Raw genomic sequence first — 19,343 nt, 5'->3', positions numbered from 1 at the left:
AAGGTCTCCGATGCGCATGTATCAGGTCGACGCCTTCACGGATCAGCTCTTTGCCGGCAATCCGGCCGCCGTTCTGGTGCTTGAGAGCTGGCTGCCCGACAAGCTGATGCTGGCGATCGCACAAGAGAACAATCTCGCCGAGACCGCCTTCGTGAAGCCTCGCGCGGATGGCGTCTGGGATCTGCGCTGGTTCGCCCCCGCCCACGAAGTGGACTTCTGCGGACATGCCACTTTGGCGACGGCGCACATCCTTTTCACGACCTGTGCGGCAACCTCCCCGCTCATCTTTCATACGCGCATGGGCGAGTTGCGGGTGGCAAAAGACGCTGGCGGATATCGCCTCGATATTCCCTGCCTGCGGCCCAAGATGATCGAGGCTCTGCCGTCTGAAATCGGGCGCATTTTTCCTTCGCCGCCCGTCGCTATCTTCCGCAATTTCGAGAATTTCTTCATCGATCTGGGCGATGCGGACGCCGTACGCGGTTTCGTTCCGGACCTGGCCGCAATCGCCCGTCTCGGGCCTGTCGGCCTGGTCGTCACGGGCCGGGAAACGCGCGAAGACGGAGCTGATTTCGTCTCTCGCTATTTTGCCCCGGGCGCGGGCATCCCCGAAGATCCCGTGACCGGGTCGATCCACGCGACGCTCGTGCCGTATTGGGCAGAGAGGCTTGGGCGCCAGAAGCTTCTCGCCTACCAGGCCTCGCCCCGCGGCGGATGGCTGAACTGCGAGCTGACCGAGAACCGCGTTCTGCTGGCAGGCAATGCCGTGACCTTCATGAAGGCGACGCTTTCTCTTCCAGACGACACAGAGGCAGGCCGAGGTGGAGGCGGGGCGAGTCGCGCCTGAGCGGCGTTCGTCGACGGGCCGATTTGCGCCGGAAGTCGCGACCAGGGCCGCTGGGATTCAGGAACGCCGTTATGCCCGCGCTTCATCGGTCGCAAGGGCGCCCAGCCAGAGCTGAAATGCAGTGGCTGTCGAGGGGTCTTCCGGCTCTCGCGCCGAAAGCAGAACATAGGCGCTGCCATCCGCGCGGAAGCCTTGGGGCGCGGCAAGCAGTCCGGCCCGAATATCGTCCTGCACGAGATGCCACGGCCCGATTGCAACGCCCAGGCCCGCCACGGCGGCCTGCAGGCTGAAATAGAAATGCTCAAAATCCTGTCGGGGGTTGGCCGAATAAGTCTCGCCGGTGATTTCGGCCCATGTCGTCCAGGCCGATGGCCGCGTGCGCGTATGCAGCAGCATGGTCGTTGCATTCATCCGATTGGAACCGAAAAACTCCCCAGCCTTGTCGGGACGGCAGACCGGGCCGATCCGTTCGTCGAAAAGATGCTGCGAGAGGTAGGTTTCCGGCCAGGTGAAGTCATTGCGGCGTATGGCGAGGTCGATCCCCGATCCGAGGGACACCGGCCCGCCACCGGCCAGCAGGCGCACATCAGCTGTCGGATGTGCGGCATGGAAGAGCGGCATCCGGGGGATAAGCCAGCGCATCATCAGGGTCGGTTCGCATGAGATCGTGACGGGCGCGTCGGCATGTTCCTCCTTGATGCGCTGTGCTTCCTCTTCGATTTCCCCAAGACCGCGCGCCACCACCTGCGCCAGCCTGCGTCCGGCGTCCGTCAGAAAAACCGCACGGTTTCGGCGCTCGAAAAGCGCTGTGCCGAGATCGTCTTCAAGCAGCCTCACCGCGCGGCTGATCGCGCCATGCGTCAAATTCAGCCGATCAGCGGCCTTGCTGAAGCTCTCAAGCTCGGCAGCCACCCGAAAACAGGCGAGCGCGGGGAGCGATGTGATGTGCCGACCCATATGTCATTTATTTTCACATATTCGGTCAGAAGTCATCGTTTTTGCCACTGCTCTCACGGCGCTACCCAAGGGAAAAACCGAAGGGGCACGCTATGGCCGAATGGCTCGCGGTCATCACCATCACCATCTTCGCCGTCATCAGTCCGGGGCCGGACTTCGCCATGGTGTCGCGCAACTCGCTGTCGCTTTCCCGGCGGGCCGGTGTTTTGACCGCGCTCGGCATCGGCATGGGGGTGCTGGTTCATGTGAGCTACACGCTGCTCGGCATCGGGGTGCTGATCCGCGAGTCACCGGGCCTGTTCAACATCCTGAAGCTGGTTGGCGCGGCCTATCTGGTCTGGTTGGGTGCAAAGATGCTGTTCAGCCGCAAGGCCGGGGGACCGGCGGCGGTAAACGAAACGGCTCCGTCTGACCTGGAGGCCTTGCGGATCGGCTTTCTGACGAACGCTTTGAATCCGAAGACCACGATCTTCATCGTCAGCCTGTTCATGCAAGTTGTTCAGGTGGATACGCCGCTGGTGACGCGGATCTCCTACGGGCTCTTCATCTCGCTGGCTCATGTGGTGTGGTTTACCATGGTCAGTCTGTTCTTCGGCGCACCACGCATCCAGAAGCAGATCTTCAATGTGCGTCATTGGATCGACAGGGTTTTCGGCATGTTGCTGGTCGGCTTCGGGATTGCGTTGGCAGCGACCAATCTAGGGTCTTGAGTGTCCGATAGATCGCCGGCTGGGCTTGAGATCCGCATCGCTGCGCTGCTGAGCGCCCGGGGGACAGCCCCGACCGCATCGAAGAGCGCGATGACAGCGCCGTTGATGATCTGATCAAGCCGTTCGCTCTGGAAGAGGTGCTTGCGTGCAAGCGGGCGATGCGCCGCCTCCGAACTCGACCTGGTCGAACCGCATGGGACGGGCGCGATCCCTGAAGCGTTCACCTCTTTTTGTAGCGAAGCGCGTCGACGAGAAGGGCGAAGGCGGGAGATTGCTGGCGCCGGCTCGGATAGTAGAGATGGTAGCCCGAGAACGGCTCGCACCAATCCGTAAGCACGCGGACGAGGCGCCCGTCGTCGAGATGCGGCCGGGCCTCGGCCTCGGGCACATAGGCCAGTCCGAGACCTGCGAGCGCGGCCTTCAGGAGCATCGCAACGCTGTTGAAGACAAGCTGTCCGTCGACGCGCACACGCAGCTCTCGCCCGTTCTTTTGAAACTCCCAGGCATAAAGCCCGCCATGGGTGGGCAGCCGCAGATTGATGCAATTGTACGCGGTGAGATCCTGTGGCGTTTGCGGGCGGGACCTCGTCTCGAAATAGCCGGGGCTTGCCACAACGGCCATCCGCATATCGGGACCGATGGGGACGGCGATCATGTCCTTCGCCACCATTTCGATGCTGCGCACCCCGGCATCGTAGCGCTCGGCGACGATGTCGGTCAGGCCGAAATCGATGACGATCTCCACCTTGATGTCGGGATAGTCCGGCAGGAAGCGTTCAAGCGCCGGCCACAGCACCATCGTCGCGGCATGTTCATCGGCGGTGATGCGGATCGTGCCGGCAGGTTTCTCGCGCAATTCGCTCAAGGCGGCCAACTCCGCGTCGATCTCGTCGAGACGTGCTCCGAGCACGAGCTCCAGACGCTCGCCGGCTTCCGTCGTCTGCACGCTGCGCGTGGTGCGCGAGAGCAGGCGCAGCCCGAGCCGGCTTTCCAGATTGCGGATCGTCTGACTGAGAGCAGATTGCGAGACGCCGAGATTCGCCGCCGCCTTGGTGAAGCTGCGTGCCCGGGCAACGGCTAGAAAGGCAGCGAGATCGTTGAGGTTTTCGGAGGGCATAGATTAGGCCAGCTAATAAGTGTGTTCAGATAATATGGCCTAATTGGAAAAATAGGAGTGATTATATCTGTGGCCAAGGCGCCGATGGAGGCGTCCACGCATTCTCAGGCGAGAAGGAGGCCAGAATGGATATCAAACGCAGCGGCTCTCAGCCCTCTGCCCCTGGGCCGGAAGACTATTTCACCGGCTCGGTCCGCATCGATCCTCTGATGAGCCCGCCCGACCCGGCGCGGGTTGCCGGGGCGAGCGTCACTTTCGAGCCTGGGGCGCGAACGGCCTGGCACACGCATCCTTTGGGCCAGACGCTGATCGTCACTGCGGGCTGCGGATGGGTTCAGCGCCAGGATGGGCCGATTGAGGAGATCCGGCCGGGCGATGTCGTCTGGTTTGAGCCCGGCGAGAAGCATTGGCATGGCGCGACGCCCACGACCGCCATGACGCATATCGCCATCCAGGAGAAGCTGAACGGCTCTCCGGTCGATTGGCTGGAGCATGTAACGGACGAAGAATACCGCAAATGAGCAGGCGAGAACCGCCGGCCGCTCCATCGCCGAAGCTGTGGCGTTCGGAAGGTGGTCAGAGCGTTCCGCGCCTCGGCTGCGGAGCCGGCAAACAAGGAGTTTTCCAATGAGTGACAACATCGAGGGGAAGGTCATCGTCATCACCGGCGCCAGCAGCGGTCTCGGCGAAGCGACGGCGCGGCATCTCGCCGAGCAGGGCGCGACGGTGATTCTCGGCGCGCGCCGGGCGGAGCGCATCGACGCGATCGCCAAGGAACTGACGGATCAAGGCCACAAGGCTCTCGCCGTGACCACGGATGTCACCCGCCGCGATCAGGTGGCGGCGCTCGTCGACAAGGCTGTCGAGACGTTCGGCCGTATCGACGTCATGTTGAACAATGCCGGTTTGATGCCGCTTGCGCCGCTCGAACGTCTGAAGATCGACGAATGGGACCGTATGGTCGACGTCAATGTGAAGGGCGTGCTCTACGGGATCGCTGCCGCGCTCCCTCATATGAAGCGGCAGAAGAGCGGGCACATCATCAACGTGTCATCCGTTTACGGACACAAGGTTGCGCCCGGTGCGGCTGTCTATTGCGGCACGAAACACGCTGTGCGCGCCATTTCGGAGGGGCTGCGGCAAGAGGTGAAGCCCTACGACATCCGCACGACGGTGATCTCGCCGGGGGCGGTCGCGACCGAGCTTCTCGACCATATCAGCGAAGAGGACATCGCCAAGGGTGTCCGCGAGCACGTGGCCGAAATCGCGGTTCCGGCGCTGTCTTTCGCCCGCATGGTCGCCTTTGCGGTCAGCCAGCCGGCCGAAGTCGATGTGAATGAGATTTTGTTCCGGCCGACGAGCCAGCCGGTCTGAGACAAAAATGGCCCTTGCGCGATCGCTCGCGTCAAGGGCCCGTGAGCGCGCCCGATCCTCTCGTTTCAAAGCGAGGATCGGGCTGCGGCTTCTCAGAGTTCGCCGGCTTCTTCCAGGACGCGGCGGGCGATGCGGAAGCATTCCACTCCGCACGGCACGCCGGCATAGATCGCCACGACATGGACGGCGGCGCGGATCTCTTCCTTGGAGACGCCGTTCGTCAGCGCGCCACGGCAATGCGTTTCCCATTCGTGCCAGCGGCCGAGGGCGCCCAGCATGGCGAGATTCATCAGGCTGCGGGTTTTCGGCGGGATGGCCTCATCGCCCCAGCCAAAGCCCCAGCACCAGGCGGTCATGGCCTCCTGAAAGGGCAGGCTGAACTCGTCGGCCGCGGCGAGGTTGCGCTCCACATATTCCGCACCGAGCGTTCCCTTGCGCTTGGCGAGCCCCTTCTCGAACATCTTCTGATCCATCTTTAAGGTCCCTTCTTTCCTGAGCTCTCTTCAGATTCGGCTGTGGTGAGCCCGCCCCAGCGTCCGCGACGGCACGGGCCACGGGTGAGGGCAGGTCTTGATGTGCGGGAGTGATGCTGCCGGGCAGATCCGCCGGATTGCGCCGGCCGACAGGTTCGCGCCTTTGCGGCATCGCCACACAGGCTCGAACCGGCCCGCGCTTCTTCCAGCGCGGCTGCCGCCGAACGGTCCATCTTTCCTCCCTTTGAGGCGACGCAGGCGCTCGCACGGAGCGCCTGCGCTCATCTTCTTATTATGATGATCATACAATCATAACTGATGGGGTCAATCGCGGAAAATCGATCCGCCTCCAAACAGACCGATTTTTGGACCTCAGCGGATGATGAAGGGATTGGCGACGGAGGTTTCGGTCGCGATCCACACCGACTTCACCTGGAGATATTCCTTGATGGCTTCGAGGCCGCTTTCGCGGCCGATACCGCTGCGTTTGAAGCCGCCGAAGGGCGAGGTGTAGCTGATGGCACGATAGGTGTTGACCCAGACGGTGCCGGCGCGCAGCCGCTCCGACATGCGCAGGGCCCGGCCCATATCCTTCGTCCACACGCCAGCTGCGAGCCCGAAATCGACGGCATTGGCGATCCGCACTGCATCGTCTTCATCCTCGAACGGGATGACGGCGAGGACCGGGCCGAACACCTCTTCCTGGGCGATGCGCATCTCGTTGCTGACGCCGGTGAAGACCGTCGGCTCGACGAACTGCCCGCCCGGCTGACCCTCGACCGGTTTGCCGCCAAGGACGCATTTTGCCCCTTCGGCTCGGGCGATTTCGATATAGTCCAGCACCTTGCGATATTGCGCGGGGGTCGTGACCGGGCCGACATTGGTATCTGCCAGCATCGGGTCGCCGATCTTCGCCTCGCGCGCCACCTCAAGGAGCCGCTCCACGAAGCGATCGTGGAGCGAGCGCTGCAAAAGAAGCCTCGAACCCGCGATGCAGGTCTGGCCCGTGGCGGCGAAAATGCCGGAAATCGCCCCCATCACTGCGGCGTCGATCTCCGCGTCCTCGAAAACGACGTTGGGCGATTTGCCGCCGAGTTCGAGCGAGACGTGTTTGATCTGTTTCGCGGCCGTCTCATAGACCTTCTGCCCACCGATATCGGACCCGGTGAAGGCGATCTTGGAGACGCGCGGATGCTCCACGAGCGGCGCGCCCGCTTCGAGGCCAAAGCCTGTGACCGTGTTGACGACGCCTGCCGGGAAACCGGCCTTTTCGAAGAGCGTCATGAATTCGAGCGTCGAGGCGGAGGTGAACTCCGACGGCTTGATCACCGCCGTATTGCCTGCGGCAAGCGCCGCCGCGAGCTTCCAAGCGAGCAGCAGCAGCGGTGAATTCCACGGCGTGATCATGCCGACGACGCCGAGCGGCTCATAGCGGGTGAAATTGAAGATCCCGCCCTTGTCGGTCGGGATGACGGCGCCTTCGATCTTGTCGGCGAGCCCGCCGTAATAGCGGTACCATTCGGCGAGATATTTCGTCTGCGAGAACATCTCCGCATAGAGCTTGCCGTTGTCGCGGACCTCGATTTCCGCCAGCCGCTCCGCATCCGCCTCGATGTGCTCGGCGAGGCGGTAAAGTGCTTTGCCGCGGGCGGACGGGGTCAACGCGCTCCATTCTTCGAAGCCGGCCTCGGCCGCGGCAACGGCCTTTTCAATGTCGGATTTCGTCCCGCGAGCGATCTCCGCCCAGGCCTCGCCCGTATAGGGGTTCTTCGTCTCAAACCATTCGCCTTCGGCCGGATCGACAAAGCTCCCGCCGATGAAATGCCCGTAACGCTGCATGTTGACCTCCCATGTCGTGTGATCGTTGGGGCGAAATTGGCAGAAACCGATGTCGACGTCCACGTATGATTGTATGAGCAGTTTTCACTTGACGAGCGCGTTTGATGCCGCAACACTTCATTCAATAAGACAATCATAGAGTGGGAGGAAAATATGCACCGGAAAGGCAAGGGACCGACCGATTTCGCTGACGCACCGTCGGCATCGCAGGAGAAGTCCGTTTCGAAGACGGGCGTGACCGAGAGCCCGGCCAGCGCGCCTAAGGGGCTTTCGCGTTTCGCTCTCAACCGGCGGCATTTCCTCGCCGCAGGCGCGGCGACGCTCGCGACCCCCTATCTTTCGAAGGTCGCCCGTGCCCAGGGCTCCGACGTCAATGTCGGCGTGGTGGTGCCGCTGTCGGGCGCCAATGCGCAGTTCGGCGTCAATTCGCGCAACGGCATCCAGCTCGCTGCCGACCAGATCAACGACAATGGCGGCATCAAGGCTCTCGGTGGCGCCAAGATCAATCTCATCATCGCGGATTCGACGTCGACGCCGACCAATGCGGCGACCGTCGGTCAGCGCCTGATCGCGCAGCAGAACGTCGTGGCGATCCTCGGCGCCTATGCCTCGTCGCTGTCGCTCGCACTGTCGGAAGCGACGGAGCGGCGTGACGTGCCGCTTCTCACCATGTCGTTCTCCGACATGATCACGGGCCGCGGCTTCAAGAACGTCTTCCAGGTGATCTCCAAGGCGACGACGATGGGCGCGGCGCAGTTGCGCGGTCCGGCGGGCGTGGCCGAAAAGGCCGGCAAGCCGTTGAAGTCGATCGCCATCATGTATGAGGACACGGCCTTCGGCACGTCGCAGGCCGGCGGCCTCCGCGACACGGCGGCCGAGCTCGGCATCGAAGTGGTGATGGATGAGGCCTATCCTCTCGGCATCACCGACGTCACGCCGCTCATCAACCAGCTGCGCGGCACCAATGCCGACGCCGTCTTCCCGTGCTCCTATCTCAATGACGGTGTGCAGATCATCCGCACGATGCGCCAGCAGGGTATCGATATGCCGGTGATCGGCGGCGCGGGCGGCTATGTCATTCCGGATTTCCGGGCGGCGCTCGGCGAATATGCCGAAAACGTCTTTTCGGTTGCGCCCAGCAATTACGATCTCGCGCCTGAGCTCACCGATGCGTTCAAGGAGCGCTTCGGCTACTTCATGGTGCACGAGGCGCTGGAGCATGCCGTCTGCCTCGACGTGCTTGCGAAGGCTCTGGAGATTTCGGGCGACACCGATTCCGATGCGCTCCGCGAGGCCCTGCGCAACAACCGCTTCGAAGGTGGTTGGGCCGGCGTCATCCCGGGCGGGGGCGTCGATTTCGACGAGACCGGTCTCAACACGCTCGCCAAGCCGATCATCGTGCAATGGCGCGGCGACGATCTGGTGACGGTCTGGCCGGACGATGTCGCCAAGAAAGAGGCTGTGTGGGCCGGCAAATAGCCGGCCCCGCTCCAAACGTTCAACATTTCGCTAGAGAGCTGCATGGCCTTCATCCAAGCCGTGCTCGATGGGCTGATGATCGGCGGCGTTTACGCCGTCATCTCCATCGGGCTGACCCTGGTCTTCGGCGTCATGGGCATCGTCAACTTCGCGCAGGCGGAGTTTTTGACCCTTGGCATGTTCGTCGCGTATTTCGCCTGGAAGTTCCTCGGGCTCGATCCTCTGATCGGCTCGTTTCTATCCTTCGTGGTGATCTTCGGACTCGGTGTCGTCGTCCAGATGACGCTCATCCAACGGGTTCTGAACGCCCCGCCCGTGGCGCAGATTTTCGTCACGGTCGGCCTGCTCATCGTCATTGAGAACCTGACGCTGATCGTCTTCGGCTCTGATTTCCATTCGGTGACGACGAGCTATCAGACGTCGACCTTGCGGCTTGGGCCCCTGTTCATCGGTGTTCCCTATCTCGCCGCCTTCCTGATGGCGCTTCTGTCGGCGGCGGCTCTCTGGCTGTTCACCAACAAGACCTGGTACGGCAGGGCGATGCGTGCGACCGCTCAGGATCCGATGGCGGCGAACCTGATGGGCATCAACGCCGATCGCATGCGCCAGATCGCCTTCGGCCTCGGCGTCGGCATGACGGCCTTTGGGGGCGCGGTGATCCTGCCTTACTTCACCGTGCATCCGACCGTCGGCCACCAGTTCGTCGTGCTCATGTTCACGGTCGTGGTGCTCGGCGGGCTCGGCAGCGTGGCGGGTGCGGTCGTCGGCGGTTTCGCCGTCGGCGTGATCCAGTCCGTCTCCACCCTGTTCTTCCCAATCCAGCTGCAAAACCTCGTCCTGTTCATCGTCTTCCTGACGGTGCTGGCGGTGCGGCCGACCGGACTGATTGGAGCGGCACGATGAAGTGGTGGATTGTCGGTGCGGTGGTCCTCGTGGGCGCCGCCATTGTCCCGACGTTTCTCGATCCGACAGGCTATGCGATCCGCGTCCTGACGCTTGCGCTTCTCTTTGCCGCGCTCGGCCAGGCCTGGAACATCGTTGGCGGTCTCGCCAATCAGATCTCGCTCGGCCACGCCGCCTTCTTCGGGCTCGGGGCCTACACCTCGACGATCCTTCTGATCAATTTCGGCCTGTCGCCGTGGATCGGCATGCTGGCGGGCGCGGCGATCGCCGCGGTTGCGGCCTATCTCCTGAGCTTCCCGACGATGAAGCTGCGTGGGCATTATTTCGCGCTGGCGACACTCGCCTTCAGCGAAGTGCTCCGCGTGATTGCAGGCTCCTGGACATCGGTGACGGGCGGGCCGGTCGGTCTCTCGGTGCCGTTCTCTCCGGACAGCTTCTGGCTTCTGCAGTTCAAGAGCACGATGCCCTATTACTACATCATGCTGGGCGCGCTCGTCGTCATCTCAGGCGTCTTCGTCTGGGTGCGCCACAGCAGCCTCGGCTACCGGCTGCGCGCCTTGAAGGAGAATCCGGAGGCCGCCGAAGTGGTCGGCGTCAACACCACGCAGGTGAAGATCACGGCGGCCGTCATTTCCGCCGCGCTCACGGCGACCCTCGGCACGCTCTATGCCCAGTTCACCTATTTCTTTGATCCGGAAGCGGTGTTCGGCATCATCCCGATCTCGGTGCGGGCGGCGATCATCGCCATTCTGGGCGGTGCCGGAACGGTGGTGGGCCCGATCATCGGCGCCTTCCTGATCGTGCCGATGGAGGAAATGGCGAATGTGCTCCTCTCCTCGCGCGGCGCCGGCCTGTCGCAGCTCGCTTTCGGCGTGATGCTGATCGCCATCATCCTGATCGAACCGCGCGGCATTCTCGCTCTGATCACCAACGGCGTCTCTCGCCTTCGCCGGAGGAAGTCGTCATGAGACAGGCGATCCTCGAAGTTGACGGCATCAGCAAGCATTTCGGGGGCCTGGCGGCCCTCGACAGCGTGTCCTTCGATGTCGCTCCCGGCGAGATCGTCGGCCTGATCGGTCCAAACGGCGCCGGAAAATCGACGCTCTTCAGCACGCTCGTCGGTCTCCACAAGCCGACGGACGGCATCGTCCGGCTCGAAGGCGAGGACATCACCGGTCTGAAGCCGCACAAGGTGGCTGCGCGCGGTCTCACGAAGACCTTTCAGAATGTCGCCCTCTTCATGGAGGCGACGGTGCTCGACAATGTCCTGATCGGCGGCCTTCTTCGGGCCAATGTCCACGATGCGCGCGAGCTCGCAAAGACCTGCCTCGCGCGGGTGGGCCTCGCCGACATCGCCGGCAAGAAGGCGGCCGACCTTTCCTTTCCCGAACGTGCCCGGGTGGAAGTGGCGCGTGCTCTGGCGACGAAGCCGAAGGGGCTTCTCCTCGATGAGGTGATGGCGGCGCTCAACCGCGTGGAGATGGAGGAGATCATGGATCTCATCCGTTCCTTGAGCCGCGACGGTCTCGCCGTCGTCGTCGTCGAGCATCACATGCACGCCATCATGACGCTGTGCGAGCGCATCGTCGTTTTGAACTTCGGCAAGAAGATCGCGGAAGGCTCACCCGAAGAAATTGCGAGACATCCGGAGGTCGTGCGGGCCTATCTCGGACAGGAATATGAATGAGGTCGGCAGAATGAGCGACACGACACCCACTCTCCTGTCGGTCGAAGATGTGCATGCGGGATATGACGGCTCGGATGTTCTGCACGGCGTCAGCCTCGACGTGCATGCGGGCGAGTTCGTCTGCGTCATCGGCGCGAATACGGCTGGCAAGAGCACGCTCCTGCGCACCATTTCACGGCTCGTGCCGAAATCGCGCGGGCGCATCACCTTCGATGGCACGGATCTGATGTCGCTGAAAGCGCATGAGATCCCGAAGCTCGGCATCGCCCATGTGCCGGAGGGACGTCATGTCTTTCCGGACATGACGGTGGAGGAAAACCTGCTGCTCGGAGCTTACACGCTGCGCCAGGACCCCGTTTACAAGGAGCGCCTGGAAAAGGCTTTCACCCTCTTTCCGCGCCTCAAGGAGCGGCGGCGGCAATGGGCCGGAACGCTGTCGGGCGGCGAGCAGCAGATGGTCGTCCTCGGCCGCGCCATGATGCTCAATCTGCGCCTTCTCATCCTCGACGAGCCGAGCCATGGTCTCGCGCCGATCGTCGTCGACGAAGTTCACGATGCCCTCGTCAAGATCCACGAAGCGGGGACCTCGATCCTGCTCGTGGAACAGAACACCTCGCTCGCCCTCTCGGTCGCCTCGCGCGGCTATGTGCTGGAATCGGGCGAGATCGTTCTGGCGGAATCCGCCAAGGCGCTGCACGACGATCCGAAGGTGCGTGAGGCCTATCTCGGGCTCTGAACGCGCTCACCGTAATCCGACAAAAAAACGGGCGCCCGCGGGCGCCCGTTTGCCGTTCGGGAAGAGGGGAGGATCTCTTACCCTGCCGGCTCTTTCGGATCGGCGTCGAGGCGCACGACGACGCCTTCAAGGCCCGAGCTCGGCGCCGGATAGCGGTCGAGAATGATCGGGTCGTGCCCTGGAATGACGTTCGAGCGATCGCTCGCGAGCTCCCACAGCCGGTCATAGCCCTCGAGCGTCTCGGCGAGGCTGTGCAGCACCGGAAAGGCGCGGCCCTCGTTCATATTGGCGTAGAAATGGCTGGCATCGGAGGCGACGACGAGCCAGCCGCGCCGCGTCCAGACCCGGACCACCTGCAGCCCTTTGGAATGGCCGCCGACATGATGGACGCTGATGCCGGGCGCGATCTCCGAGGCGCCGTCGTGGAACTTGACGCGGCCGGCAAAGACCTTGCGCACCATCGCCACCACATCCTCTTCCTCGAAGGGGAGCTTGAGCGCGTCGTGGCACATGCAGCGGCCGGTCGAATACGCCATCTCCGCGTCCTGAAGATGGTAGCGCGCATTCGGGAAGAGATCGTAATTGCCGCAATGGTCGTAATGCATATGCGAGATGATGACGTCTTCGATCCCGTCCGGATCGATGCCGATCGTCTTCAGGCCCTCACCGGGCGAGCGCAGGAACTGCCGCTTGCGCTTTTCCGCCATCGCCGCATCGAAGCCGGTATCGACGATGAAGGTGCGGCCGTTGCCCTTGATCGCCCAGACGAAATAGTCGAGCGGCATCGGCACGTCATGCGGATCGCCGCCGACGAAATTGTGCGCGGCAGTCGCGGCCGGATTGTGCGCATAGCGGACCGCGTAGACCTCATAAGGTTCAGGTGTCATCTTTCCTCCCTTCCGACCGGCCGCGCTCTTGTTCTCGGTGGGGCGCGGGCCGGTTCCTGTGCATGGGTGACCGCGTTTGGCGGGGTGAGGGTGGTCAGTCGGCCTCCATCACCTCAAGTTCCGGCAGAAGATACTGACGGAAGAGGGCATAGTTCTCGATCATCGGGAAGTGGCCCATGCCTTCCATCTCGGTGTAGCGGCAGCCGGGAATGGCGGCGGCCACTTTCTCCGTCATCGCCGGCGTGCACGAATAATCGTAGCTGCCGGTGAGAAGGCTCACCTTGCATTTGGCGGTGTCGATCGTCTTCACATGTTCGCGGGCATCGAAATCGAAACTGTAGAACATGACGTCGCCGCGATAGACGCCGGGGCCGGACTGCGCGTAGTACCACCAATTGTCGCGCTTGCCCTCTTCGGGGCTTTGCGGCGCGTTGAGGCCGAACGTGTAGGTGGCGACGAGTTCGCCGCCATGCACGGCCGGATGCAGCAGGAATTCGTTGTAGCGGCCGGGCGCGTGCGCGGCGCTTTCGAGCCCGATGATGCCGCGGATCTCGTCCTGGAAGTCGCTTGCGACCCTGAGCACGATGGCTCCGCCCATGGAGCAGCCCATGACCACGGGACGGTCGAGCTTGAGACCCTTCCATACGGCTTCGATGGTCGCGAGATACTCTTCCGTCTTGAGCTCGTAGGATTCCAGCCACCATTCGTCGGGCGGGTCGGAGCGGCCATGCCGGGGCATGTCGAAGCAAACGACCCGAAACCGGCGCGTCACCTCTTCGTCGTTGAGGAGATGGCGGAACTGGCGGCTGTCGGCCCCGGCGGTATGCAGGCAGAGGAGGGGGATGCCCTCACCGGCTTCTTCCACATAGATGCGGTGGTTGCGGCCTTGGATCGCCACATTGAGGTAGCGGCCGACGATCGGTTCGAATTCAGACATGCTCTTTCCCCACCTTCTGCATCAGGCCCATCATGCGGTGCAGGGCACGCGCGTTCTGCATCGCCACGAGCGTGTCGCCTTCGAGAACGAATTCCGGCACGCGCATGATCATGGCGAAGATGTCGTGGTAGAGCGGCGGCGGCGTCTCGCTCAAAAAGCGTTGCCACAGCTCCATCGGGGCGCGGATCTCAAATTGCGTGGGGACGTCGAAGCCGGGGGCCGGCAGGATTTTTTCAATCTTGCCCTGGCGCACCCGCAAGACGTAGCGGCGCTCGCCAAAGGTGATGCCCATATCGACGTCGAACTTGCCGCCGATGATGGCAAGCTCTCGGTCTGAGGCGACCCTGTCGGCAAAGGCGGCCATCCAATCCGGGTCGGGAAATTCAGCCATTTCGGTATCCTTGTCGTCGAAGGCGGGCTGGGGCAGGGCCTCCGGCTCGCCAGGTCGGAGCCTCGCGCATAAGCAGGCGGCGCGAACTCTTTCGAGCCGCGCCGCTTTCCCTTACGCGCCGTATTGCTCGTCGGTGACGTGCTCCAGCCATTCGACGACGACGCCGTCATGGCCTTCCTGCATGGAGATGTGGGTCATCATCGTGTTGGGACCCGCACCATGCCAATGCTTCTCGCCGGGCGGGATCCAGATGACGTCGCCGGCTCGGATCTCCTGGATCGGCCCGTCCCATTTCTGGATGCGGCCGGTGCCGGAGGTCACGTAAAGCGTCTGACCCATCGGGTGTGTGTGCCAGGCCGTGCGGGCGCCCGGCTCGAACATGACCACGTTCGATTTCAGCAGCGCCGGCTCAGGCGCCTCGATGATCGGGTCCTGCCAGACATTCCCCGTGAAGGATTTTGCCGGTGCCTTGCGGGTCGGCAGAGTTCCAAGACGTCTGATCTCCATATTTCTCCTCTCCTTGATGTCGGCCGTTTCGTCCGGCCTGGTCTCCCGCCTCAGCGGGTCGTTCGTTGAGCGGTGGGGTTGCACGCCTCATTTGAGGCCATGCGTGAAGCTCTTCGGCTCCGGGCCCATCAGCGAGTACGGCACGAGTGTCGAAAGCCCCGGCACGTAGGTGGCGATCACGAGGAAGATGAGCATGATGCCGATGAAGGGGGCCGCAGCCTTCGTCACCTGCACGACGCTCATTCGGGCGACGCTCGCCGTGACGAAGAGATTGAGCCCGATCGGCGGGCTGATCAGCCCGATCTCCATGTTGACGACGATCATGATGCCGAGATGGATCGGGTCGACGCCGAGCTCCATCGCCACCGGGAACACAACCGGCACGACGATCAGGAGGAGGCCCGAGGGCTCCATGAACTGGCCGCCGATGAGCAGCAGGATGTTGAGCGCCAGCAGGAAGGTGAACCAGTTGAACCCGGCTCCGATCATCCATTCGGTGATCGTCTGCGGCACCCGTTCCACCGTCAGCACATGGGCGAAGAGCATCGCGTTGACGACGATGAACATGAGCATGATCGTCGCCTTGCCGGCCTCCACCAGCACATGCTCGGTGTCGCGGTGGAAGCAGGCCGGCACGAAGCGCGTGACCGTCAGGAGGATGTTGCGCTGCACGGCGCCGATGATCGATTCACCGTCCTTGCGCCACGGCACGCCCCGAAGCGGCCCCATATCGCGGTAGATGAAGATTGCGACGAGGAAGGAATAGACCGCCGCGACGGCCGCGGCCTCGGTCGGCGTGAAGATGCCGCCATAGATGCCGCCGAGGATGACGATGACGAGGAAGAGGCCCCAGGACGCGTCGAGAAAGGCATCGCGTACGGCCGTAAAGCCCGCGAAAGGCAGTTTCGGCATGCCGCGGAAACGCGCATTGAGATAGACCCCGACCATCAGCATCAGCCCGGCAACGGTGCCCGGCAGGATCCCGGCGAGGAACATGCGGCTGACGGAGACGTCTGTGGCGGCGCAATAGACCACCATGACGATCGACGGCGGAATGAGAATGCCGAGCGTGCCGGCATTGCAGATGATGCCTGCAGCGAATTCCTTCGAGTAGCCGACCTCGCGCATGCTCGCGATGGCGATCGAGCCGATCGCAACCACGGTCGCGGGCGAAGAGCCGGAGAGCGCGGCAAACAGCATGCACGACATCACCGAGGCGATCGCGAGGCCGCCGCGGAGATGGCCGACAGCGGAGACTGCGAAGCGGATGATGCGGCGCGCCACGCCACCGGTCGACATGAAGGACGAGGCGAGAATGAAGAACGGGATGGCGAGCAGCGTGTAGCTCTGCGAGGCCGTAAAGAGCTTGAGCGCCACCGACGACATGGAATCGCCGGAGAAGAGAACGATCGTCAGAACGCTCGACAGGCCAAGCGCGAGCGCGACAGGCACGCCGGCAAAGAGAAGCGCCAGAACCGTGATGAAAAGGAAGCCGGAGACCATCATTTACCTCCGGTCTGTGGAGTTGTTGTCGTCGTACCAGTGCGGCGCCTCTGAGGCGTGCTCCTGCGCGGCGGCGTAGCTCTCGTGGTCGGGATCTGAATGCTGATCCATGAGCTCGGTCGTCTCGATCGCGGTGGTGATCATCTCCCGCTTGCCCTGGACGATCTCGATCAGCGCCTGCAGGCAGCGGAAGCCGAACAGGAAGAGGCCGAGGGGCAGGATGAGATAGGCGATCCAGCGATGCACCCGGGCGGGCAGATCGAACATCTCCTGCGCCCATTCCGGATAGCGGATCTCGGTGAGGCCGATGCCGGTTTCAAAGGTGCGCAGCCAGTAAGGAAAGGCGCCGCCCTTGGCGTCGATGCCGACGAATTGAAGCCAGTCGGCCCAGAAGAAGATTGCGGCGTAGACGATGCCGCAAAGTGCGCCGAAGATCGCAAACGCCTTGAAGAGGTGCTTGGGCAGGGCCCGGACGAGCGTGTCGACCGCCAGATGCGAGCCGATCTTCGCGCCGTAAGCCATGCCGAAGAGAATGAGCCAGGCGAACAGGATGCGCGCGAAATCGAGCGCGCCGAGCCAGCCCGTATTGAACACGTAGCGGGCGATGACCTGGGTAAAGGAGGTGACTGTCATCGCCGCCATCAAGATCGCGATGACGCTGCGCTCGAAGCGGTCGACGCGTCGGCCGAAACTGCTCATCTTCCATCCTTCAGGGGTTGGATCCTCGCGGCCCTTCGCCGAAAGCGGCGAAGGGAATCTCAATGGCGAGCGGTCCGGCCGGGCGCACGGAGGGCGTGTTCGGCGACGGCATGTCAGCCGTCACCGCGCTTGTGGGCCCGGCAGAGCCTGCGTTCAGGATTTGTTGGACGCGACAGCGGCCTCGATCACATCCTTGCCGATCCCGTCTTCGAACTCTTCCCAGACGGGTTTCACGGCATCGACCCATTTCTGCCGCTGTTCCGGAGAGAGCGTGCGAACGGTGACGCCCGCTTCCTGGATGCGCTCTTTGCTCTCTTCGTTGATGGCCGTGGCCTTCTCGTTGTACTCGTCGCTGACCTCGCCGACGATCGAGAGGAACTTCTCGCGCACATCGTCATCCAGGCTGTCGAGGAAGTCCTCGGAGGTGACGAGAATGTAGGTGAGGAACTGGTGGTTGGTCTCGGTGACCCCGTCCTGCACCTCGTAGAGCTTGCCGGTGTAGATGTTCGACCAGGTGTTTTCCTGCCCGTCGACGACGCCAGTCTGCAAGGCGCCGAAGGCCTCGCTCCAGGCGAGCGGCTGCGGGTTGGCGCCGAGGGCCTTGATCATGGCGATCGACACGTCCGAGGTGGTCGCGCGGATCTTGAGCCCGTTGAGGTCGGACGGCTCGATCAGGGGCCGGTTCGCGGAAAAGGCCCGCAACCCGTTATAGACATAGGCGAGGCCGACGAAGCCGTCGTCGGTCATGGACTTCAGGAGTTCGTCGCCCGTCTCGCTATGGGTGAAGCGCGAAACCGCGTCGGTGTCCTCAAACAGGAACGGCAGGTTGAAGACGTCGAGTTTGGCCGTATAGGCGCCGAGCTTGCCGATGTCCGGAGAGGCGAGCTGGATGTCGCCGATCGCCAGCGCTTCCATCACCTCGTCGTCATTGTAGAGCTGCGAGCTCGGATAGACCTGGATGCAAAGCTGCCCGTCCATCTCGTCGTTGACGCGCTTGGCGAGCGCGGTGGCCATCTCGCCCTTCGGATTGCCGGTCGGAGCGCTCACATGGCTGTATTTGATGAGCGTTTCGCCGGACTGGCACTCCGATTGAGCCATGGCCGTGCTGGCCAGAAGGCTCATCGCGAGAGCTGTGAGAATGGTGGTTTTCATCGTGTCCTCCCTGGTGATCACTTTTCCCGCTCGTTCAGTGGCGGAACCTGAAGTGAGCTGATCATAGGCCTTGGGCCAAGTCAATATGATTGTATGATCAGAATATTTCAGAACAATTTTGCAGGCGACAGCCCGCGCTTTCCGCGCGTGCTGTCGTCGCAGAAGTGTACTTTATGCAGAAAGAAAAGCGCTACGCTGCCCTGTGCGGCCGCCGCGCCTTCCCGGAATTCAGCCGGTGGCGCCGTCGCTGCGCAGGCTGACGCCGGCGGCTTTCTCCGTCAGCGTCACCACCTTGGTGAAATCGGAATCCGCGCCGAGCTTGTCGACGGCATCCTGCCAGATATCGAAGACCGTTTCGCAGCCGGGCAGGTTGAGGCCCATCGACTTGGCGACCTCGTTGAAGAGCTTGACGTCCTTGAACATGAGCCCGGAGGAGAAGCCGTAATCGAAGGTGCCCGGCAGGATCGACTGGGGGAATTTCTGCATGGTCGCGGTGTTGCGACCGCTGCCGGCATTGATGACGTCGATCATCACATCCGGCGACAGCCCGGCCTTCGCACCCATCGCTACAGCTTCCGAGCTGAGAGCCATGGCCGCTGCAGATAACAAATTGTTGACGAGCTTCATCGTCTGGGCGAGGCCCGGCTTGTCGCTCACATAGAACGGCTTGCCGATCGCCTTGAGCTGCGGCAGGAGGTTGTCGTAGTCGCCTTTCGGACCGGAGAACATGACGGCGAGGGTGCCGGCCTTGGCGCCGCCGACGCCGCCGCTCACCGGGGAATCGAGCCAGGTCACGCCCTTGTCCTGCATCTTTTTCGCCAGCGTTTCCGCCATTTGCGGACCCGTCGTGGACAGATCCACGATCCGCTTCACCTGGCTTCCTTCCGCGAGCCCGTTATCGCCGAAGGCCACGGCCTCCACGATCGGCGGTGTCGGAAGCGACAGGAAGACGGTGTCGACCTGAGAGGCGAGATCGGCCGCCGAATTTGCCGCCTTGGCGCCGCGTTCCACGAAGGGTGCGATTGCACTTTCGCGCGCATCATAAACGACGAGCGGGTTGCCGGCGTCCAAGAGGCGCCCAGCCATCGGGACCCCCATATTTCCAAGACCGATGAAGCCGATTTTGTCGCTCAAGATATTCCTCC

Annotated in this window: 21 protein-coding genes and 1 pseudogene; 9 read left to right on the top strand and 13 right to left on the bottom strand. The window is 62.9% G+C overall.

Annotation, left to right across the window (positions count from 1 at the left end; translation table 11 throughout):
• The first annotated feature begins 10 nt into the window (after positions 1–10).
• Positions 11–847 (top strand): PhzF family phenazine biosynthesis protein, encoded by an 837-nt coding sequence (locus tag L0F51_RS13875; protein WP_234629791.1) that lies wholly within the window; start codon positions 11–13, stop codon positions 845–847.
• Positions 848–916: 69 nt separating this feature from the next.
• Here the strand turns inward: L0F51_RS13875 and L0F51_RS13870 are convergent, their stop codons facing one another.
• Entirely contained in the window at positions 917–1,588 is a 672-nt protein-coding gene (locus L0F51_RS13870) for a LysR substrate-binding domain-containing protein (protein ID WP_234630355.1), read from the bottom strand.
• A 27-nt stretch (positions 1,589–1,615) separates the two neighbouring features.
• Positions 1,616–1,804 (bottom strand): annotated as a pseudogene (locus L0F51_RS20205) (LysR family transcriptional regulator); the annotation flags it as partial.
• 92 nt (positions 1,805–1,896) lie between these two features.
• Between L0F51_RS20205 and L0F51_RS13860 the strand changes: the two are divergent.
• A complete protein-coding gene (locus tag L0F51_RS13860) occupies positions 1,897–2,514 on the top strand; it encodes a LysE family transporter (protein ID WP_234629790.1) in 618 nt (205 codons plus the stop codon).
• A gap of 220 nt (positions 2,515–2,734) precedes the next feature.
• Here L0F51_RS13860 and L0F51_RS13855 read toward each other — a convergent pair whose 3' ends face one another.
• Positions 2,735–3,631, bottom strand: a complete 897-nt coding sequence (locus L0F51_RS13855) for a LysR family transcriptional regulator (RefSeq protein WP_234629789.1) — start codon at positions 3,629–3,631, stop codon at positions 2,735–2,737.
• Between the two features lie 125 nt (positions 3,632–3,756).
• On the opposite strand from L0F51_RS13855, the gene L0F51_RS13850 reads away from it, so the two are divergent.
• Together L0F51_RS13850 and L0F51_RS13845 are read left to right on the top strand one after the other, a co-directional pair.
• The gene (locus L0F51_RS13850) at positions 3,757–4,152 is read left to right on the top strand and encodes a cupin domain-containing protein (RefSeq protein ID WP_234629788.1); all 396 of its coding nucleotides are present in this window, start codon (positions 3,757–3,759) and stop codon (positions 4,150–4,152) included.
• Positions 4,153–4,258: 106 nt separating this feature from the next.
• On the top strand, positions 4,259–5,005 hold the full coding sequence (locus L0F51_RS13845) for an SDR family oxidoreductase (RefSeq protein WP_234629787.1): 747 nt from the start codon (positions 4,259–4,261) through the stop codon (positions 5,003–5,005).
• Positions 5,006–5,097: 92 nt separating this feature from the next.
• Here the strand turns inward: L0F51_RS13845 and L0F51_RS13840 are convergent, their stop codons facing one another.
• Complete coding sequence (locus L0F51_RS13840; protein ID WP_128292060.1) at positions 5,098–5,478, bottom strand: carboxymuconolactone decarboxylase family protein; 381 nt, start codon at positions 5,476–5,478, stop codon at positions 5,098–5,100.
• Between the two features lie 372 nt (positions 5,479–5,850).
• Complete coding sequence (locus L0F51_RS13835; protein WP_234629786.1) at positions 5,851–7,317, bottom strand: aldehyde dehydrogenase; 1,467 nt, start codon at positions 7,315–7,317, stop codon at positions 5,851–5,853.
• Between the two features lie 153 nt (positions 7,318–7,470).
• Between L0F51_RS13835 and L0F51_RS13830 the strand changes: the two genes are divergently transcribed.
• Genes L0F51_RS13830 through L0F51_RS13810 form a run of 5 tightly spaced genes read left to right on the top strand, consistent with a single transcriptional unit; the run spans position 7,471 to position 12,122 of the window.
• Positions 7,471–8,796, top strand: coding sequence for an ABC transporter substrate-binding protein (locus L0F51_RS13830; RefSeq protein ID WP_234629785.1), 1,326 nt, complete (start codon positions 7,471–7,473; stop codon positions 8,794–8,796).
• Positions 8,797–8,838: 42 nt separating this feature from the next.
• Positions 8,839–9,699 carry a branched-chain amino acid ABC transporter permease gene (locus L0F51_RS13825; RefSeq protein ID WP_128292063.1) on the top strand — a complete coding sequence of 287 codons (861 nt, stop codon included), beginning with the start codon at positions 8,839–8,841 and terminating at the stop codon, positions 9,697–9,699.
• A complete protein-coding gene (locus L0F51_RS13820) occupies positions 9,696–10,667 on the top strand; it encodes a branched-chain amino acid ABC transporter permease (protein WP_234629784.1) in 972 nt (323 codons plus the stop codon). The genes L0F51_RS13825 and L0F51_RS13820 overlap by 4 nt, the downstream gene beginning before the upstream one ends.
• Complete coding sequence (locus L0F51_RS13815; protein WP_234629783.1) at positions 10,664–11,386, top strand: ABC transporter ATP-binding protein; 723 nt, start codon at positions 10,664–10,666, stop codon at positions 11,384–11,386. The genes L0F51_RS13820 and L0F51_RS13815 overlap by 4 nt, the downstream gene beginning before the upstream one ends.
• Before the next feature lie 10 nt (positions 11,387–11,396).
• Complete coding sequence (locus L0F51_RS13810; RefSeq protein ID WP_234629782.1) at positions 11,397–12,122, top strand: ABC transporter ATP-binding protein; 726 nt, start codon at positions 11,397–11,399, stop codon at positions 12,120–12,122.
• Positions 12,123–12,199: 77 nt separating this feature from the next.
• On the opposite strand, the gene L0F51_RS13805 is transcribed toward L0F51_RS13810, so the two are convergent.
• The 8 genes from L0F51_RS13805 to L0F51_RS13770 form a co-directional block, all read right to left on the bottom strand.
• The gene (locus L0F51_RS13805) at positions 12,200–13,009 is read right to left on the bottom strand and encodes an N-acyl homoserine lactonase family protein (protein ID WP_234629781.1); all 810 of its coding nucleotides are present in this window, start codon (positions 13,007–13,009) and stop codon (positions 12,200–12,202) included.
• A gap of 94 nt (positions 13,010–13,103) precedes the next feature.
• Positions 13,104–13,946 (bottom strand): alpha/beta fold hydrolase, encoded by an 843-nt coding sequence (locus L0F51_RS13800; RefSeq protein ID WP_234629780.1) that lies wholly within the window; start codon positions 13,944–13,946, stop codon positions 13,104–13,106.
• Positions 13,939–14,337, bottom strand: a complete 399-nt coding sequence (locus L0F51_RS13795; protein WP_234629779.1) for a hypothetical protein — start codon at positions 14,335–14,337, stop codon at positions 13,939–13,941. The genes L0F51_RS13800 and L0F51_RS13795 overlap by 8 nt, the downstream gene beginning before the upstream one ends.
• Before the next feature lie 111 nt (positions 14,338–14,448).
• On the bottom strand, positions 14,449–14,844 hold the full coding sequence (locus L0F51_RS13790; RefSeq protein WP_234629778.1) for a cupin domain-containing protein: 396 nt from the start codon (positions 14,842–14,844) through the stop codon (positions 14,449–14,451).
• Between the two features lie 87 nt (positions 14,845–14,931).
• Positions 14,932–16,347, bottom strand: coding sequence for a TRAP transporter large permease (locus L0F51_RS13785; protein ID WP_234629777.1), 1,416 nt, complete (start codon positions 16,345–16,347; stop codon positions 14,932–14,934).
• Between the two features lie 3 nt (positions 16,348–16,350).
• Positions 16,351–17,046 (bottom strand): TRAP transporter small permease, encoded by a 696-nt coding sequence (locus tag L0F51_RS13780; RefSeq protein WP_234629776.1) that lies wholly within the window; start codon positions 17,044–17,046, stop codon positions 16,351–16,353.
• A gap of 153 nt (positions 17,047–17,199) precedes the next feature.
• The gene (locus L0F51_RS13775) at positions 17,200–18,198 is read right to left on the bottom strand and encodes a DctP family TRAP transporter solute-binding subunit (protein ID WP_234629775.1); all 999 of its coding nucleotides are present in this window, start codon (positions 18,196–18,198) and stop codon (positions 17,200–17,202) included.
• Positions 18,199–18,426: 228 nt separating this feature from the next.
• Positions 18,427–19,335, bottom strand: coding sequence for an NAD(P)-dependent oxidoreductase (locus tag L0F51_RS13770; RefSeq protein WP_234630354.1), 909 nt, complete (start codon positions 19,333–19,335; stop codon positions 18,427–18,429).
• Between the last annotated feature and the right edge of the window lie 8 nt (positions 19,336–19,343).

This window comes from Afifella sp. H1R (assembly GCF_021462425.1).
GTDB classification, from domain to species: Bacteria; Pseudomonadota; Alphaproteobacteria; order Rhizobiales; family Afifellaceae; genus Afifella; species Afifella aestuarii.
The sequence above is the reverse complement of the archived record's forward strand: the minus strand, read 5'-3'. Positions and strand labels throughout refer to the sequence as shown.

Excerpts from the sequence above, each read along its gene's own strand:
- L0F51_RS13875 (WP_234629791.1), top strand. The coding sequence starts at position 11 with ATGCGCATGTATCAGGTCGACGCCTTCACGGATCAGCTCTTTGCCGGC.
- L0F51_RS13860 (WP_234629790.1), top strand. The coding sequence starts at position 1,897 with ATGGCCGAATGGCTCGCGGTCATCACCATCACCATCTTCGCCGTCATC.
- L0F51_RS13855 (WP_234629789.1), bottom strand. The coding sequence starts at position 3,631 with ATGCCCTCCGAAAACCTCAACGATCTCGCTGCCTTTCTAGCCGTTGCC.
- L0F51_RS13850 (WP_234629788.1), top strand. The coding sequence starts at position 3,757 with ATGGATATCAAACGCAGCGGCTCTCAGCCCTCTGCCCCTGGGCCGGAA.
- L0F51_RS13845 (WP_234629787.1), top strand. The coding sequence starts at position 4,259 with ATGAGTGACAACATCGAGGGGAAGGTCATCGTCATCACCGGCGCCAGC.
- L0F51_RS13840 (WP_128292060.1), bottom strand. The coding sequence starts at position 5,478 with ATGGATCAGAAGATGTTCGAGAAGGGGCTCGCCAAGCGCAAGGGAACG.
- L0F51_RS13835 (WP_234629786.1), bottom strand. The coding sequence starts at position 7,317 with ATGCAGCGTTACGGGCATTTCATCGGCGGGAGCTTTGTCGATCCGGCC.
- L0F51_RS13830 (WP_234629785.1), top strand. The coding sequence starts at position 7,471 with ATGCACCGGAAAGGCAAGGGACCGACCGATTTCGCTGACGCACCGTCG.
- L0F51_RS13825 (WP_128292063.1), top strand. The coding sequence starts at position 8,839 with ATGGCCTTCATCCAAGCCGTGCTCGATGGGCTGATGATCGGCGGCGTT.
- L0F51_RS13820 (WP_234629784.1), top strand. The coding sequence starts at position 9,696 with ATGAAGTGGTGGATTGTCGGTGCGGTGGTCCTCGTGGGCGCCGCCATT.
- L0F51_RS13815 (WP_234629783.1), top strand. The coding sequence starts at position 10,664 with ATGAGACAGGCGATCCTCGAAGTTGACGGCATCAGCAAGCATTTCGGG.
- L0F51_RS13810 (WP_234629782.1), top strand. The coding sequence starts at position 11,397 with ATGAGCGACACGACACCCACTCTCCTGTCGGTCGAAGATGTGCATGCG.
- L0F51_RS13805 (WP_234629781.1), bottom strand. The coding sequence starts at position 13,009 with ATGACACCTGAACCTTATGAGGTCTACGCGGTCCGCTATGCGCACAAT.
- L0F51_RS13800 (WP_234629780.1), bottom strand. The coding sequence starts at position 13,946 with ATGTCTGAATTCGAACCGATCGTCGGCCGCTACCTCAATGTGGCGATC.
- L0F51_RS13795 (WP_234629779.1), bottom strand. The coding sequence starts at position 14,337 with ATGGCTGAATTTCCCGACCCGGATTGGATGGCCGCCTTTGCCGACAGG.
- L0F51_RS13790 (WP_234629778.1), bottom strand. The coding sequence starts at position 14,844 with ATGGAGATCAGACGTCTTGGAACTCTGCCGACCCGCAAGGCACCGGCA.
- L0F51_RS13785 (WP_234629777.1), bottom strand. The coding sequence starts at position 16,347 with ATGGTCTCCGGCTTCCTTTTCATCACGGTTCTGGCGCTTCTCTTTGCC.
- L0F51_RS13780 (WP_234629776.1), bottom strand. The coding sequence starts at position 17,046 with ATGAGCAGTTTCGGCCGACGCGTCGACCGCTTCGAGCGCAGCGTCATC.
- L0F51_RS13775 (WP_234629775.1), bottom strand. The coding sequence starts at position 18,198 with ATGAAAACCACCATTCTCACAGCTCTCGCGATGAGCCTTCTGGCCAGC.